The 16500-nt window shown below is 60.0% G+C and carries 13 protein-coding genes; 10 read left to right on the forward strand and 3 right to left on the reverse strand.

All coding sequences use genetic code 11. The features are described 5' to 3' along the window. The first annotated feature begins 2 nt into the window (after positions 1–2). The 3 genes from LOH53_RS05880 to LOH53_RS05890 all read left to right on the forward strand — a co-directional run bounded on the left by LOH53_RS05880 (position 3) and on the right by LOH53_RS05890 (position 3648). Positions 3–959 carry a sugar-binding transcriptional regulator gene (locus LOH53_RS05880; RefSeq protein WP_230066800.1) on the forward strand — a complete coding sequence of 319 codons (957 nt, stop codon included), beginning with the start codon at positions 3–5 and terminating at the stop codon, positions 957–959. Next, on the forward strand, positions 956–2368 hold the full coding sequence (locus LOH53_RS05885) for a xylulokinase (protein WP_230066801.1): 1413 nt from the start codon (positions 956–958) through the stop codon (positions 2366–2368). Before LOH53_RS05880 ends, LOH53_RS05885 begins: the two co-directional genes overlap by 4 nt. 305 nt (positions 2369–2673) lie before the next feature. Continuing rightward, positions 2674–3648, forward strand: a complete 975-nt coding sequence (locus tag LOH53_RS05890) for a type IV toxin-antitoxin system AbiEi family antitoxin domain-containing protein (RefSeq protein WP_230066802.1) — start codon at positions 2674–2676, stop codon at positions 3646–3648. Between the two features lie 118 nt (positions 3649–3766). On the opposite strand, the gene LOH53_RS05895 is transcribed toward LOH53_RS05890, so the two are convergent. Further along, positions 3767–5248: a mannitol dehydrogenase family protein gene (locus LOH53_RS05895; RefSeq protein WP_230066803.1), complete on the reverse strand. Its 1482-nt coding sequence runs from the start codon at positions 5246–5248 to the stop codon at positions 3767–3769. Between the two features lie 159 nt (positions 5249–5407). On the opposite strand from LOH53_RS05895, the gene LOH53_RS05900 reads away from it, so the two are divergent. Then, on the forward strand, positions 5408–7156 hold the full coding sequence (locus LOH53_RS05900) for a pyruvate dehydrogenase (protein WP_230066804.1): 1749 nt from the start codon (positions 5408–5410) through the stop codon (positions 7154–7156). Between the two features lie 43 nt (positions 7157–7199). Here LOH53_RS05900 and LOH53_RS05905 read toward each other — a convergent pair whose 3' ends face one another. After that, on the reverse strand, positions 7200–8204 hold the full coding sequence (locus LOH53_RS05905; protein ID WP_230066805.1) for a YdcF family protein: 1005 nt from the start codon (positions 8202–8204) through the stop codon (positions 7200–7202). A 112-nt stretch (positions 8205–8316) separates the two neighbouring features. On the opposite strand from LOH53_RS05905, the gene rlmN reads away from it, so the two are divergent. Beyond that, a complete protein-coding gene (gene rlmN / locus LOH53_RS05910) occupies positions 8317–9573 on the forward strand; it encodes a 23S rRNA (adenine(2503)-C(2))-methyltransferase RlmN (protein WP_230066806.1) in 1257 nt (418 codons plus the stop codon). A gap of 89 nt (positions 9574–9662) precedes the next feature. Here the strand turns inward: rlmN and LOH53_RS05915 are convergent, their stop codons facing one another. Beyond that, positions 9663–10325, reverse strand: coding sequence for a peptidyl-tRNA hydrolase (locus tag LOH53_RS05915; RefSeq protein WP_230066807.1), 663 nt, complete (start codon positions 10323–10325; stop codon positions 9663–9665). Positions 10326–10538: 213 nt separating this feature from the next. Here LOH53_RS05915 and LOH53_RS05920 point away from each other — a divergent pair, with 213 nt between their 5' ends. The 5 genes from LOH53_RS05920 to LOH53_RS05940 all read left to right on the forward strand — a co-directional run bounded on the left by LOH53_RS05920 (position 10539) and on the right by LOH53_RS05940 (position 16476). Beyond that, entirely contained in the window at positions 10539–11567 is a 1029-nt protein-coding gene (locus LOH53_RS05920) for a LacI family DNA-binding transcriptional regulator (RefSeq protein ID WP_230066808.1), read from the forward strand. A gap of 13 nt (positions 11568–11580) precedes the next feature. Further along, positions 11581–12315, forward strand: a complete 735-nt coding sequence (locus tag LOH53_RS05925) for an HAD family hydrolase (protein ID WP_230066809.1) — start codon at positions 11581–11583, stop codon at positions 12313–12315. 46 nt (positions 12316–12361) lie between these two features. After that, positions 12362–14725 carry a glycoside hydrolase family 65 protein gene (locus LOH53_RS05930; protein ID WP_230066810.1) on the forward strand — a complete coding sequence of 788 codons (2364 nt, stop codon included), beginning with the start codon at positions 12362–12364 and terminating at the stop codon, positions 14723–14725. A gap of 150 nt (positions 14726–14875) precedes the next feature. Next, positions 14876–16090 (forward strand): aminotransferase class I/II-fold pyridoxal phosphate-dependent enzyme, encoded by a 1215-nt coding sequence (locus LOH53_RS05935; protein WP_376991800.1) that lies wholly within the window; start codon positions 14876–14878, stop codon positions 16088–16090. A gap of 20 nt (positions 16091–16110) precedes the next feature. Beyond that, entirely contained in the window at positions 16111–16476 is a 366-nt protein-coding gene (locus LOH53_RS05940; RefSeq protein ID WP_230066811.1) for a DoxX family protein, read from the forward strand. The last annotated feature ends 24 nt before the right edge of the window (positions 16477–16500 follow it).

Raw genomic sequence — 16500 nt, forward strand, 5'->3', positions numbered from 1 at the left:
CGATGTCCGATGGAACGCATGAGGAACTGCTCGCAGACATTGGCCGGGCGTATTACTTGGACAATCGCTCCAAGGTCGAGATAGCCACCGAGTATGGCATTTCACGATTTCAGGTAGCCCGTTTTCTGGACGAAGCCCGCGCCGAAGGTATAGTTCGCATCGAAATTCGCCATCCTAGCCGTGATGTTGGGGTCGACGCCGGGGCATTGGCGGACGCTCTTGGCATTAGCAAAGTGGTGGTCGTGAAGTCATTAAGTGACGACTTTGAGCAGCGCGACTTGCTGGCCCGCTCGGTGGCCGAAGAGCTCATGAGCCAGGTGCAAGCAGGCATGACCGTCGGAATTTCGTGGTCGCGCACCATGGACTTGGCCGCCCGCCACGTGGGGGCGCTGCCTAAGTGCAACATAGTCCAACTTGCCGGAGCACTTCCTGTTCCCGGGGGTGGTAATCCCCTGGAATTGGTACAGAGACTGGGGCGGCTTGGAGGCGGCACGACGTGGCCGATGTGGGCCCCGCTGGTAGTGGACAGTGCAGCCACCGCCAACGGCCTGCGCCGGCAACCGGAAATTGCCGACGCCGTGCGGAAGGCTGACTCTTTGGATCTAGCCGTTGTGGCGATTGGTGCCTGGGCGCCGAACTTGTCTACAGTCTGGGAGCGGGTGGATAACACCGTTCGCCAAGACGGCCTGGACAAAGGTGCGGTGGCAGAATGCTCCGGGCGCCTTCTCGCATTTGACGGTTCACCGGTGGTGTCTGACTTAGACGAACGCATTCTCTCCGTCACCCTAGGCCAGTTGCGCCGGACACCCACGGTGCTCGCTGTTGCGCAGGGAGCGTCTCGAGCTGCAGCGGTCAAGGCCTGCATTGCCGCCGGGATTGTTCAGACACTAGTGGTGGATGAATCCTTGGCGCTCTCGCTGCAAGGATCCACCGACGCGCTGAAAGAGGCCGCAGAATGAGGCAGGCGCTCCGTGAGATCGTCGTGGGGATCGATTCCTCAACGCAGTCCTGCAAGGTGCTCGCCGTCAGCGCCGCCACGGGAGAAATGCTGGCTTCAGGATCCTCCCCGCACCCCGATGGAACCTGCGTGGACCCGAACGTGTGGACCCAGGCACTCGCCAATGCTTGGGAATCTGCCGGTATTGCCGACTTGGATGGGCGTCTGATCGGTGCCGCCGTCGCCGCCCAGCAGCACGGTATGGTCGCTGTGGACTCAGACGATGTACCCGTCCACGACGCTCTTTTGTGGAATGACGTTCGGAGCGCTGGACAAGCCGCCTCCATGGTGGATGAAATCGGGGCCAAGGCCTGGGTTGACGCCGTCAACGTTGTGCCTGTGGCATCCTTCACTTTGGCCAAACTGGCCTGGCTGGCCCAAAATTACCCGAGCGACGCAGCACGAGTGGCAACCGTGGGACTGCCCCACGACTGGCTCAACCTCCAATTGACCGGCCAATGGGGAACCGACCGCAGTGACGCCACCGGAACCGCGTACTTTGATCCGGTCTCCAATACATACCGCCCAGATTTACTCGAGCGTTTCTTCGGCTCCGGGGTGCAGTTGCCGCCCGTTCTGACACCCGAGGCAAGCGCTGGGACTCTGTTGCCGCGCTGGGGCTCAAGCGCCGCCGTCGTTGGCGCCGGAATGGGGGACAACGCCGGAGCCGCCCTGGGGCTGGAATTGGTACCTGGGGAAATCGTCGTCTCCGTAGGCACCTCCGGAACGGTGTTTGCCGTGTCCGAAACGCCGGTGCGCGACGTCGGTGGAGGTGTCGCTGGATTTGCCGACGCAACGGGCGCGCATCTGCCGCTGTTGGCAATGATCAACTCTGCCCGCGTTCTGGCTGCCGGAGCTGCGATGCTCAATGTGGACCTGCCCGAATTCGATCGGCTGGCGCGCGCCGGAGACCCTGACGCTGGAGGGCTGACTTTACTGCCCTACCTCGACGGCGAACGCACACCAAATCTGCCCGATGCCACCGGGACTCTAGTGGGGCTGACCCGGAGCAATATGACACCGGAAAATTTGGCACGGGCGGCAGTTCTGGGCGTGCTGAATTCGCTCGCGGACGCGCTTGAAACAATGACGTCTTTGGGTGTTCCCGTTCGGCGCGTATTGCTCATTGGCGGCGGTTCCAAGTCCCTGGCGCTGCGCGAAGGTGCTGCCACCGTGTTTGGTGTACCAGTTGAGATTCCAGAAGCCCGTGAATATGTGGCTCTCGGCGCCGCGCGGCAGGCTGCCTGGGCCGCCACCGGAGAGCTCCCCAAGTGGGGGCGCCGGATCGAGGCATCGTATGAGCCTTCTGGAGAGTGGGGCCCGGTTGTGAGGGAACGGTATGTTGCTGCGCGCAAGGCCCTCTACGGCTGAGCTGGCGTGATTCGTCCAGGCCCTCTACGGCTGAGCTGGCGTGATTCGTCCAGGCGGGGCCTAGTCGGTCCGGCGGCGGTGAGACCGACGGCGACGAGAGGGCCACGGCGACGGCGTGGGCGGCGGCGACGGCGTGGGTGAGGGCGTGCCAAAGTGTTCACGGCGTGTGAAAGTCCACACGCCGTGAACACTTTGGCACGCCCTCACCGCCAGCTTCAAGGTGGAGGCGTTGAACCCGCGGCAGGTTATCCACAGTTGGGGTGTCGGCCATTGAAATGGGCGTCTACACAGCCAACGCTTGAGAGATGGACAAACGTCAACTGGGCCAGAAAATCGAACGGGATTGGCCCCCCGCATGCACGGTGGTGACTACCGCTCAGTTATCGAATGCCGGTCTCAGCCCACGTCTCCTTGCGGCAGCCGTCAAATATGGGCTGCTCCATGACATTCGGCACGGAGCTTACGTACGAAGTGAGGAATGGCAGAGTAAATATCGTTCCGAAAAGGACTTGCTGCGGATCAGTGCTCATTTTCAGGCTACCCACGGGCACGCCGTGTACAGCCACATCAGTGCTGCGTGGCTACTGCGGCTTGCCGTCTGGAATGCTGCGCCAGGCATCCATGTCACCACTCATTCCCCGGTTTCAGCTATGAGTTCGGTTGATGGCGTTCTGGTGCATCGAAGGGCGCCCGGCGCCTGTACTGTCCAACGGATTCAGCATTCAGAGCTGGGACTGGTCACTGTCACCAGCTTGGAACAAACCATCGTGGACTGCGCGCGGACTGAACCTTTCGTCACAGCGGTCGTCATTGGCGACTCGGGCCTACATAAGGGTGCCGATGTGGCAGCAATGCAAGAACTATTGGCGAAAATTCCTGGGCGTCGTGGGGTGCGTGGCGCTCGCCGTGTATTGGAGGCTCTTAATAGGGGCTCAGAATCCGCAGGAGAGACGCGGCTGCGGCTTGCGATTGCGGGGATGGATGTTCCCCAGCCGGAGTATCAAGTGCAACTTCACGCCGCTGGCAATGAATATCGTGTGGATGGAGCCTGGCGGGAGCTCAAACTTGCCTTGGAATTTGATGGCAAGACGAAGTATTTCAACTATTCGCGGACCGATGCGGTCATTTACGAGGAACGCAGGCGGGAACGCGAGCTGATGGAAATCGGTTGGAGCTTCATTCGATTCGAGTGGAAGGACCTTGGCAGCCCGGAGATGATGAGGACCCGGATTTTGGTGGCCATTGGTAACGCCCGTCGACGCGCTGCATCTGCTCGCTGAGTCGGTTTGCTGACTCGGGTTGCTGTCCGCGGACCGTGACGGCGTGCCAAGCTATCCACGGCGTGTGGAAGTTCATGCCACCCCGACGGTTTGGCACGCCGTCGCCGGACGGGAGAGCTCATCTTCCCAATGCGACGAGTTCCTCCACGGCTGACCGGGCGCCCTTGTGATGCAAGGTGTCCAGTGTGCGCAGGTATGCTGCGGTGAAACGAGCATTGTCCACGAGGTCGCCAAAAACGTCGCGGTTGCGTAAAAAGGCGAGCTTGTCCTCACTTTGAAGCGCTGCGGCGGCCATGAGCGGCACTTTCAAGGCGTCTACGATCTCGATGGGCTGGCCCGATTCGTCGGTCCCTTCGGCGTATCTTGCCCACGAGGCGACGATTCCTGCTGAACGCTCAATGCCGCCGTCGTGCTCCAGATTGTGCCAAATAACAGGGACGAGCCACTTCGGAATGCGGTCTGAGCTTTCAGCGCACAATCTGGCAAGGGTGTCCCGGACGTACTCGTTAGCGAACCGTTCAATGAGGGTGCGCTTGTAGAGCGGTAGGTCCACGCCGGGCAAAGGGGCCAGCGCGGGTGTGCCCTCGAGGTCCATGTAATCGAGCAGGAACGCTACGAACAGGCTGTCCTGCGCGACTTCGTGAGCGTAGCGGTAACCGGCAAGGTAGCCGAAATAGCACAATGCTTGGTGGCTGGAGTTGAGCAGGCGCAGCTTCATGAGCTCGTAGGGCGCCACGTCATGCACCACTTGCACGCCAGCGTCCTGGAAAGGCGGGCGTCCCAGCGTGAAGTTATCTTCCAGAACCCATTGCTCAAAGGGCTCGCACACTACTGGCCACTGGTCGATGATTCCGAATTCCTCGGCGATGGCAGCGCGGTCCTCGTCGGTGGTGACCGGGGTGATTCTATCTACCATCGAGTTGGGGAAAGCCACATTTTCGCGCATCCAAGCGCCCAGTTCAGCATCTTTGAGCGCGGCGAAGGCTGTGAACATTTTCTTCGCGACGTCGCCGTTGCCTTGGATGTTGTCGCAGGACATGACGGTGAACGGCTCAATGCCACGGGTACGACGACGGGCCAAGGCTTCGGTGACGAGGCCAAAGGTGGTGCGTGGGGCGGCCTGGGGCGTCAGATCGTGGACGACGTCCGGATTTTCGGCGTCGAACTCACCGGTGACGTGATGGAAGTTGTAGCCACCCTCGGTGACGGTGAGCGAGACGATGCGGGTGGTGGGAGCGGCCATCTTCTCGATGACGGCTTCAGGATCGGCCGGAGCGAAGAGGTACTCGGTCATGGACCCTATGACGCGTGCCTCACGGGTTCCGTCGGGGTGCTTGAGGACCAGGGTGTAGAGGCAGTCTTGCGCGTCCATCACCTGAGCCATTTTTTCATCGTGTGCCAGAACGCCGACACCGCATATGCCCCAGTCCATCGCCTGACCCGCGTTCATGAGACGGTCCATGTACATCGCTTGGTGAGCTCTGTGAAAGCCACCGACGCCAAAGTGCACGATTCCCGTGATGACTTTGTTGCGGTCATAAGAGGGGGAGACAACGTTCCCTGATAGATGTGGGAGGTTGGCGGCGTTCAGCTCAAGCACGGCATGCTCCTTCGGGAAGTTATGTTAGTAACATCATATCAAATGAGCAAATTGATCACGCTCATGTGAGCGTAACGTTATGAGTGAAAATTTGTGCGTCGCTCGGGACTATATTGGCTTCTAAGTGAACGCCGGATCAAGCTACGTCAGGGAGCCACCATGGCCAGAGAACTTGCCACACAGCTGATTGAACAACTGCAAGCAGCCGGAGTGCGGCGCATCTACGGAATAGTGGGAGATAGTCTAAATCCGTTGGTGGATGCCGTACGCAAGACCGGCGGGTCCAGCTGTGGCGGCATTGACTGGATCCACGTCCGGCATGAGGAAGCGGCGGCCTTCGCCGCCGGGGCTGAAGCACAAATTACGGGTGAATTAGCGGTGTGTGCTGGCTCCTGCGGACCCGGGAACTTGCACCTCATGAACGGGCTCTATGACGCCAATCGCAGCGGTGCACCCGTTCTGGCCATTGCATCGCATATACCTAGCAAACAAATTGGCAGCGGCTTTTTCCAAGAAACTCACCCGGACCGGATCTTCGATGAATGCTCCGTGTACTCGGAGTTGGTGAGCTCCTCCGATCAGGCTCCGCGCGTTATGTACAACGCCATTGCCCATGCAGTGGGCTTGCGCGGTGTGGCCGTTGTGACACTTCCCGGTGACGTTGCTAACCTTCCGGCCACAGCCCCGACTCCCATGCAGCGTTTGGTACGGCCGGCCGCTTTAGTTCCGGCGCAAGAGAGCGTCCAGGAGCTGGCCAACGCCATCAACAGCGCAGACAAGGTGGCGATTTTTGCCGGTGCGGGAGTGCAGGGAGCGCACGACGAAGTGGTGGCCCTTGCCGAGAAGATCAATGCTCCCATCGGGCACAGCTTGCGGGGTAAAGACTTTATTCAATACGGGAACCCCTATGACATTGGGATGACGGGACTGCTTGGCTACGGCGCGGCGGCAGAAGGTATTGAGGATGCCGATCTGTTGATTTTGCTGGGCACCGATTTTCCGTATGATCAGTTCCTTCCAAAAACCCGCACCGCCCAGGTGGATAGGGCTCCGGAGAATCTGGGTAGGCGCACCGATGTGGACATTGCGGTGCACGGCGACGTCCTTCCGACTTTGACGGCGCTGATGCCTCTTATCGAGGCGAAGAAGAGCTCTAAATTTCTTGACACGATTTTGAAAAAGCACGACAAACTTATGAACAAGGCCGTGGGTGCCTACACGCGCAGGGCAGAGAAGTTGGTTCCGATCCACCCTGAATATGCCGCATCTTTGTTAGATCAGATGGCCGACGACGACGCGGTCTTCACCGCGGACACCGGCATGTGCAACGTATGGAGCGCTCGCTACATCAATCCGCTTGGTACCCGCCGGCTCATCGGGTCCTACTTGCACGGTTCCATGGCCAACGCTCTGCCGCAGGCGATCGGTGTGCAGGCAGCGTTCCCGGACCGGCAGGTTATCTCTCTTTCCGGCGACGGCGGCCTGTCCATGCTGTTAGGAGAACTCATCACGGTGGCAGCGCATAAGCTTCCCATCACGGTGGTGGTGTTTAACAATTCCACGTTGGGGATGGTGAAGCTGGAAATGCTTGTGGACGGACTGCAGGACTTTGGAGTTGACGTCCCCGACGCCAACTATGCCGCTGTGGCCGCTGCGCTGGGTTTCCAATCCGTGCGTGTCAGCGATCCGGAGGACATTGCAGCGGCGTACCGGGCTGCGTTTGACCATGACGGGCCATCCCTGGTGGAGCTGATCACAGATCCCAATGCCCTGTCCATCCCGCCCAAGCTCAAGAGCGGGCAGGTGCTTGGCTTTGCCACGGCCATGTCCAAGGTGGTTCTTAATAAGGGTGCGGGCGAGGCCGTCAGTATGGCGCGCAGCAATCTGCGCAATATTCCCCGAGGCTGACCTCCACATCATCAACAAAGTGCCCTCGGACCGGCGGGTTGAATTAGAGCGGCGCGCTCATCACGGTCAAAGTGAGCACGGCAGTGAGTCCCACGAATGGCAGGCACATAAGCGCGTGCAGTACCCGGTGTTCATTGATGATGGCGACGAATTCGCGCAGGAACGCACTGGGCAGAAAGTACAGGGCCGTCGGTGAACCGATCACTTCTGCATCGATTCCCAGCTTGCGTGAGAGGAGAGCCGCGCGCAGCACATGGTAGTTGTTGGTGACAACCATCAGGGGGCCACTTCTCCCGTGCGAGCTGGCCAGCTTGGCTGCAAAGAGCAGATTCTGGGCCGTGTTTTCCGCCTTGCTCTCAGCCAGTACATCAGCTTCGCCAGCGCCTGCAGAAATTAGGTATTCAGCCATAGCCTCACCCTCGGGCCGCGATTCGTTAGGACCCTGTCCGCCAGTGGGGATTATCAGTGGGGCCGGGGAAGCGCAGCGGTACACTTCCAGCGCCTTATCCAGCCGGGAGCGCAGGAGTGGTGGGACGCTTCCATTGATGATCTGGGAGCCTAGAACTACGACGGCGTCCGGGTTGGTTTGGGGTTTCATCCTTGCGTACACGATGGCGTAGGCCAGAAAAACAACAAAAACGACGCCGAAGTAGCTGGAGAGGAAGAACAGGAGCGCCGCCAAACCGATGGCGATTGGTTTTAAGGTCAACACCAGCAGTACTGCCATGACGGGCAGCGCAAAAATGGCGACGCCAGCCACGAGCGAGAGCAGGTTGCCCAGGCTCTTTCCTTCGTTGCGCAGCATCGCCACACCGTTAGCTACCAGGAAGCCGCCCAGGACCATGACGGCCAGCGGTGTCAGGGCAATGACGCCCAGCACCCCCCATTCAAACCCCGGCAACCGAGCAGCCAGGAGTTCGACGATCCCAACGATGGCGAACCAGCAAGCGGCGACCAGCACCAGTCCATTGCGGAGCATGCGAGGATCCCGGCGTCGTAAGAGCGCGTAAACGGCGGCCAGAATGATGGCCAAAATCAAGGAGGGCACGGCTCAAGTCTAGGGTGCGGCTCACGGTCTTCCATGATTGATAAATGCACCCCGGTGTGATCTTCGCTGCCAAGACGGGACATGTGGGGCATTCTAGGAGACAATGGGAAGGATGACTTCCCCCCAAAACAATCCCAGCACCCTTGCCGTCTCCCCGGCGGCAGCCACTAAGACACGACCGGCCAGCAGACCGGCCCAAGTCAAGCCTGCCACGGAGGGGTGGAAGCAGGCGACGGGTCCGGCTGGCCGGCCGTTGCTGCAGTTTAAATCTCCGCGCGTATCCCAGCCCCCGACGCATTTGGCGGACATGACGCTGCCCGAGCGTGAGGCCAAGTTCAAAGAGATGGGCCTGCCGGCATTTCGAGCCAAGCAGCTCTCGGTGCATTACTTCACGCACTACACCACCGATCCCGAGCGCATGAGCGATCTTCCCAAGGATCGCCGGGCAGAGATCACGGAAACGATGTTCCCGAAGCTGTTGACCGAGGTCAAGCGCCTGACCACGGATAACGGGGACACCATCAAGTTCTTGTGGCGCCTCTTTGACGGTTCCCTCGTGGAGTCCGTTCTCATGCGCTACCCCGGTCGAGTGACGTTGTGCGTATCCAGCCAGTGCGGCTGCGGCATGAATTGTCCGTTCTGCGCCACTGGTCAGGCCGGGTTGACCCGCAATATGTCGACGGCGGAGATTCTGGACCAGATCGTCCAGGCAAATAGGGTGATCGCTGAAGGCGGGCTGGGGAACCTGCGCCGCGATGGCGGCCACGACGCGGAGCGCGTCACCAATATTGTGTTCATGGGTATGGGTGAGCCGCTGGCCAACTACAAGCGGGTGATGAACGCCGTACACCGGATGGTGGCCGAAGCCCCCGAGGGTCTTGGCATGTCCGCCCGGGGTATCACGATCTCCACCGTGGGTCTGGTTCCGGCCATTAACAAGCTCGCGCAAGAGGGCGTCGCCGTCACTTTCGCCCTGTCTCTGCATGCCCCGGATGATGAGCTACGCGATGACTTGATCCCAGTCAATGACAAGTGGAAGGTTGATGCAGCACTGGATGCTGCGTACAACTATTACCAGGTCACTGGCCGCCGGGTGTCCATTGAATACGCGCTGATCAAGGACATGAATGACCACCCGTGGCGTGCCGAGCTTTTGGCGAAGAAACTAAATCAGCGTGGCCGCGGCTGGGTTCATGTCAATCCGATCCCGCTGAACCCGACTCCCGGATCCATCTGGACGTCCTCGGAGCCGCACGTCATGCAGGAATTCATTGACACGCTCATCGCTCACGGCGTGCCAACCACGTTGCGTGACACCCGCGGCAAGGAGATCGACGGCGCATGCGGCCAGCTCGCCGCTGCCGAGTAGCACGTTAACTAGGTGAGTGGTAACTAGGTGAGTGCGGCGGCGGGATAGCTAGTAGGTAACAGTGATCTCCGGTCAGGCGCTGTCCGCTGTCACTGTCCGCTGCCAAAGTCAGCAACCACGAACGCCGTGGTGGAGCCTGGCTCAATCTCGGTGCGGCCTGCATCTTGGATGACAGGCCCCGATGCGCGGCGGGAGCCTCGACGGAAATCCCTTTTGGACGCGTGGAGGACACTCACGGGATAACCCGCCTGGGCCCAGGCGTCCACGGCTGGCTGGCCTGCGTCGAGTAGCCAAGCAAAGAGGGCGTGGGCAGCCTGCGCGGCCGCCTTGCCGGTGGACATCGCCAGTGAATCATTGAGAACGATTGACAGTGACTGGACGGGCTGTGTTTCACCGGCTGGAAGCTGGGTGCCGGAAACTTGGAGCTTGGCTAGCAGTTTGGGTAGTGCGTCTGCTGGCATGGGGGGCAGTGCGGCGGCACTTGCGTGGCCCACGGTGGCGAGCACATGTTCGGGGAACGCGATCAAGACCTTGGCGAATGTTTTCGCGTCGGCTCGCCGGACGGACTTGGCAAAGGCTCCAGAAGCCCACACCTGCCAGTTCGGGTTGTGGGGATCGTGCAGGTAGGCCTGCACTGAAGCCAATGCAGCGGCGGCAATGCCTTCGTCTTGGTCGGCAGGATCAACCCTGTCAACTAGCAAAATAATAGGCTGGACCAATTCGGTACTGACGCGTTCGCTAAATTCACTCACGGTCCAAGCCTATGCCGCCACTGCGGTTACAGCTGCACGGTGAGCCTGCCACAAAAGCTGGCGCAAAACGACGTCGATGGAAGTCCAAAATATTCGCCTCTGATTGTCTTTATTAAACGCCTTGACTTGCAAAATTGTAAGCGCTTACAGTTGGTTTTGACGGTGCGGCATCGCCACTGATCATCCACGTTTTGAAGGGTTGGACAATGTCGCATGGCTAGAGCGCGCAGGACCACTATCGCCGACGTCGCACTGCTGTCAGGGTTATCTATTTGCACCGTTTCCCGCGCACTGCGCAATTTATCGAACGTCTCCGATAAAGCCCAGGCACAGGTTGCGGATGCAGCGCAGAAGCTTGGGTATAAGGCTTCCTCCGCAGCGGCCCGCCTAGCAGGTGGCAGTACTGGCGCGATCGCGATCGTGGCTCCGAGCGCCACGTCCTGGTTCTTTGCCCAAGCGGTGGAGGCAGCGGAGGAGGTTTTTGCGGACAGCGGTTGGGATTGTGTGCTGATCAGTTTGCGCAACAAGCCCAGTGTCCGCAAGAAGGTCTTTGGGGACTTGGACGCGCTTGCCCAGAGAGTGGACGGCGTGCTGTTGCTTAACGTCGACCTGGACGCGGAGGAAATATCGGACCTGGAAGCCTCTGGTCTTGCAGTGGCCAGTGTTGGCATGAGCCGAGTACCGTGGGATAACGTGGGCATTGATGACGAACACGCCGCATGGACTGCCACGAACCATTTGCTAGAACTAGGGCACTGGGAACTGGCGGTGCTCACCGGTCATGAGATGGATGGGACGTCGGTGCTCTCCTCGCGTGACAGACTGACCGGATTCCGCCGGGCACTGGCTGAAAGTGACCTGACCGTTCACCCGGACTTGGTGGTGGCTGCCGGTTCAACCATTGAAGGCGGCCGGCGGGCCATGACGGAAATTTTGGCCAACCGGGATATGCCTACAGCAGTCTTCGCCGCCTGTGATGAGGCTGGGTTCGGGGCCCTGATGGCGTTACGGGAGCACGGACGGAATGCGCCCAAGGACGTCTCGCTCATTGGGCTCGATGACCATCCCATGAGTTGGTTCATGGGATTGAGTACAGTGGCTCAACCCGTAGCTGACCAGGGTGCGTTTGCTGCCAACCTGCTCTGTGAACGACTCGCGGACCCATCGGCTCATGACAGGGCCGCGCGGCATATGCTGGGCGTGAAGCTCATCGAACGCAAAACCACCCGCCACAAGCGTTGAAGGAACCGCGATTATGAATCTCATCAGCTCACCAGCTCCGATGAACTGGGCCGACGCAACAGCCGTGCTCTTTGACCTCGACGGGGTGTTGACGCCTACTGCGTTGGTACACGAGCAGGCCTGGCAGCAGCTTTTCGATGGCTACTTGGCTAAGACCGGGCACGCCGCATACAAAAATAGTGACTACTTTGATTTCATCGACGGTAAGCCCCGCTTTGACGGAGTCCGTGACTTTCTTTCCTCCCGGAAAATCACACTGCCTGAGGGCCCGTTAGATGACGACCCGGCCCACGACACCGTCCACGGTTTGGGTAACCGCAAGAATATGGTCTTCAACAAGATCATTACCGAAGATGGTGTGAAACCTTATCCTGGCTCCGTTCGCTTTATGGAAGAGGCGCTGACCCGCGGACTCAAGCTCGCCGTCGTCTCCTCCTCACGCAACGCGCCAGCGGTACTGAAGGCAGCTGGCTTGGATCAATACTTCCCCGTAGTGGTGGACGGCGTGGTTGCGGCCGCCCACGGGCTGCCCGGCAAGCCCGCGCATGACACCTTTACCTACGCGGCGGCACTTCTGGGGGTGCCCACGCAGGAATGCATCGTGGTGGAGGACGCGGTCTCTGGGGTGCAGGCCGGACATGCGGGGAACTTCCGGGCCGTGATTGGCGTGGATCGCGGCGCCGGGCACCAAACGCTGCTCGACGCCGGAGCCACCTACGTTGTCAGCGACCTCGACGAACTTCTCTAACGCCAACGGCGCCCGGCACAAAACTTCCGAAGGAAAGACTTCTTTTATGGCATTGATTAGCTCCGATCGTCGGCGTTTCCCCTGCGATCCTTGGAAATTGATAGAAACCTCACACGACGCTGACGAGGACGGTACCTTGGAAACGCTCATGGCCCTTGGTAATGGGCACTTGGGCATCCGCGGCTCTCACACGCTTGGCAGCGAGGGCGTGCTGCCCGGAACATTTATCAATGGTTTCTATGAGACTTGGGAGATCAAGCACGCCGAGAACGCCTATGGTTTTGCGCGTACCGGGCAGCGGATCGTTTACGTTCCGGATGCCAGCAACTTCACCGTGAGCATTGACGGGGAGCAGCTTTCGCTGGAGGAATCGACCGTCCTTGATTACCGGCGCAGTATTGATTTTTCCACGGGTATCTATGAAGCGGCAGCAACCTGGGCGACCCGCTCAGGAGCCACTGTCACCACGTCTGTGCGCCGGGCCGTCGGTTTTGAATCACGCGGAGCGCTCGGCATTGAACTGGTGATCACAGCGGACCGTGAGGTCTACGCGGATGTCGTGAGCGTCGTCGTCGACCGCCAAGATAAGCCTTCCACTGAACAGAATGCGAACGACCCCAGACGCCCAGGACGCCATGCAGATAGGATTCTCAACCCGCTTCATCTGGAAGGGGTGGATGGGTCGCTCGCTCTGGCGTGGGAGACAGCAGCGTCGCACCAGCGGGTGGCCGTGGCCGTGGAGCACCAGATTAACCTGGAGAACCTGCCCTTTGAAACGGTGGTGACGGAGGATGAATCAACTGTCAGGTACGTTTTAGCCATCGAGGAAGGCGTTACGTTCAAGCTGGCGAAAAGCGTCAGTTACGCAGTGGCTGGGGAAAGTTCTGCGCCGGACAGGGGAGCACAGTTAGCAGCAGAAGCTCGAACCACTTTGGTGGATGTTGAAGGAATCTTTGCAGATAGTGCCTCGCATTACCGTAAGTACTGGGACTGCGCGGACATCGTGGTGGATGGCGAACCAGAATTGCAACAAGCGGTGCGTTGGAACCTTTTCCAACTTTCCCAAGCCACGGCGAAGGCGGGGGTGTCCGGGATTCCCGCGAAGGGGGTCAGCGGTGCTGGCTACGAGGGACATTATTTCTGGGACCAAGAAATATACCTTTTGCCGTACCTAACATACACAAACCCGCAGGCTGCCCGTCAGGTACTCCAATCCCGCCACGAGATGCTTCCTACGGCCCGACGCCGTGCGGCGGAGCTCAGCGTGGACGGGGCATTGTTCGCCTGGCGCACCATTAATGGCCTCGAAGCCAGCGCCTATTACGCGGCCGGAACAGCGCAGTTCCACATTGCCTCGGCGATCGCGTTTGCGGCTAACCGTTATCAGTGGGCTACAGAAGATCCCAGTTTCGCCGTGGAGATTGGCTCGGATCTGCTCATTGAAACAGCCCGAATGTGGGCGTCCTTGGGCTTTTTTGGCAAGGATGGCATGTTTCACATCCACGGCGTCACGGGTCCGGATGAGTACACGGCAGTGGTCAACGACAACCTATATACCAACGTGATGGCGAGGTTCAACCTGCGGGCTGCGGCAGCCTTGACGGGGCATCCGGACGTGAGCGAAAGAGAACGTCAGACGTGGCAACAAGCGGCAGAGCGCATGTCCGTCCCCTACGACTCTCACCTGGAAGTTTTTAGCCAGGACAACGACTTCATGACGTTGGAACCGTGGGACTGGAACACGCCAAGGGATAAATACCCGCTGTTGCTGCACTTTCACCCACTCGTTATCTACCGCCACCAAGTGCTCAAGCAAGCGGATACCGTGCTGGCTATGTTCTTGCAATGGCAGGATTTCACGGCCGAGCAGAAGCAACGCGCTTTTGATTTTTATGACCCGATCACCACGGGTGACTCCACGCTGTCCGCGTGCGTGCAAGGAATCATGGCTGCGGAGGTGGGGTATCCCCATACTGCACTGGAGCACTTCACCGACGCGCTGTTCATCGATCTGGATAATACTCATGCCAACACGGTCGACGGCGTGCACATCGCCTCCGCCGGTGGGATCTGGAGCTCGCTGGTATGTGGTTTTGCCGGTATGCGCGATCAAGGCGAAATGCTCCAATTTGATCCTCACCTACCCGGTGATTGGAGCGGACTGTCCTTTAAGCTGAGCCTTCGCGGCGAGCTGCTCTCGGTCTTCCTTGCCCAGGATTCCATTACGTTTTGCCTCCCTGAAGGGTGCGACGTCGGCCCCCTGAGCGTGCGCGTACGTGGCGCCGAGGTCCAGCTCGCGGCCGGAGAAGTGCGCGTTGCGTTGGATCCCGATTTGGCGGTGGAGCCGTCGATCTTCCCCAGTGCTTTCCCGACCACGGGCATTCCGATCATTGGGCAGGGGCTTTCCTGATATTTTCTGGAGGCTGGGGATGGGCTATCGCTGCGGCGGGCCCCAGCGCTGATTTCTTCCCTCGCGGGACACTGAAGCGGGACAGAGGTGTGGCAAGCTGGAGCTGACAGCGACGCCGCCGTCTCGAATCATTGTGCAAAGGAGCCTGTCTTGACCCGTCCACTCTGCGTCGCCGAGCGTGCCAAGGTGCCGCCGTTTCAGGTTATGGACATTCTTTCCCGTGTGGCAGAACTTCGTGCTGAGGGCCGGTCCATTATTTCCCTGTGTGCAGGCGAGCCGGGTGGGGGAGCCCCGACGGGCGTCTCGGCGGCCGCCGCCAGGATCCATGCAAGCGGTATCCCGCTGACGTATACGCCGGCGCTGGGCATCGCCGAGCTTCGCGCTGCCATTGCCGGGCATTACCGGCGCTGGTACGGGCTGGATGTTCCGGCTCGCAACGTGGCCGTCACCACCGGTTCCTCAGGGGCTTTCATGCTGGCGTTCCTGTCAGCGTTCAATGCTGGCGATCGAGTGGCCCTGGCCCGTCCCGGCTACCCGGCCTATAAGAACATTCTGCGTGCGCTGGGTATCGAGGTGGTGGAGCTGGACTGCGGTCCCGCGACGCGCTTCCAGCCGACGCCCGCCCAACTGCGGGACGCCGCACGCACCCACGGGCCGCTGGCTGGATTGGTACTCGCTTCACCGGCTAACCCCACTGGAACCATGGTTTCCCGAGAAGAACTTTTGGGGCTATCAACATGGTGCGCCGAGAACTCGGTGCGGCTCATTAGCGACGAAATTTACCACGGCATCACCTATCCAGCGCCCGGCGCCGCGGATCCCCGGGGAGTCTGCGCATGGGAGTTGGACCGCTCCGGCGTCGTCATCTCCAGTTTTTCAAAGTACTGGGGCATGACCGGGTGGCGCCTTGGCTGGGCACTAGTGCCTGATGACCTGATCGATGTGGTTGATGCCTTGGCGGGCAATGTGGCTCTCTGCCCACCGGCACCCGCGCAGATGGCGGCTGTTGAAGCCTTCAGTGACGCATCATATGCCCAAGCGGACATATTCCTGGCTGAGTTTTCAAGAACCCGTGACTATCTTCTGGACAATGTTGGGCGGCTTGGTTGGGGGGACGTGGCGCCAGCGGATGGTGCCTTCTATTTCTACGCCAACCTTGGTGACGCGATGGACGGTTTTGCCAACTCAACAGAGTATTGTTCGGCTCTCCTGGAGCGGGCTGGGGTGGCTGTGGTTCCAGGCCATGATTTTGATACTGCTGCAGGTCTCGGTGCCGTGCGGCTTAGTTTTGCCGCCGGGTTCGACGCCGTCCGCGAAGGGGTGGAGCGGATCGTCGCGTTTCAGCAGAGCCGGGTTGGGAACTAAATAGTCACGGAGGGTTTCGCATGATGATCGCGTATTGGGTCATTGCCGCATTGCTGGCAGTGGTGTATTTATACTCCGGCGGCATGAAGTTGCTGCGCTCAAAAGAACAGCTCCGGCCAGCGATGACGTGGGTGGAGCACACGCCGCTGTTCTTAGTCCGGGTCATTGGCTTTTTCGAGGTTCTCGGAGCCTTAGGGCTGCTTTTGCCACCGCTCACCGGAATCGCTCCATGGCTGGTCATGGCAGCCGCCATCGGTCTTGTGGCGGTTCAACTCGGGGCCATCCCACTGCACCTGCGTCGCCACGAAGTCAATGTGATTGCTCTGAACCTCGTGCTCCTCGTTCTTGCAAGCGTTGAGATATGGCTCGGTACTATCTGGCTCTGACCGCGCGGCTTCCCGCCTGGGAGG

The organism is Arthrobacter cryoconiti, from assembly GCF_020905375.1.
GTDB classification, from domain to species: domain Bacteria; phylum Actinomycetota; class Actinomycetes; order Actinomycetales; family Micrococcaceae; genus Specibacter; species Specibacter cryoconiti.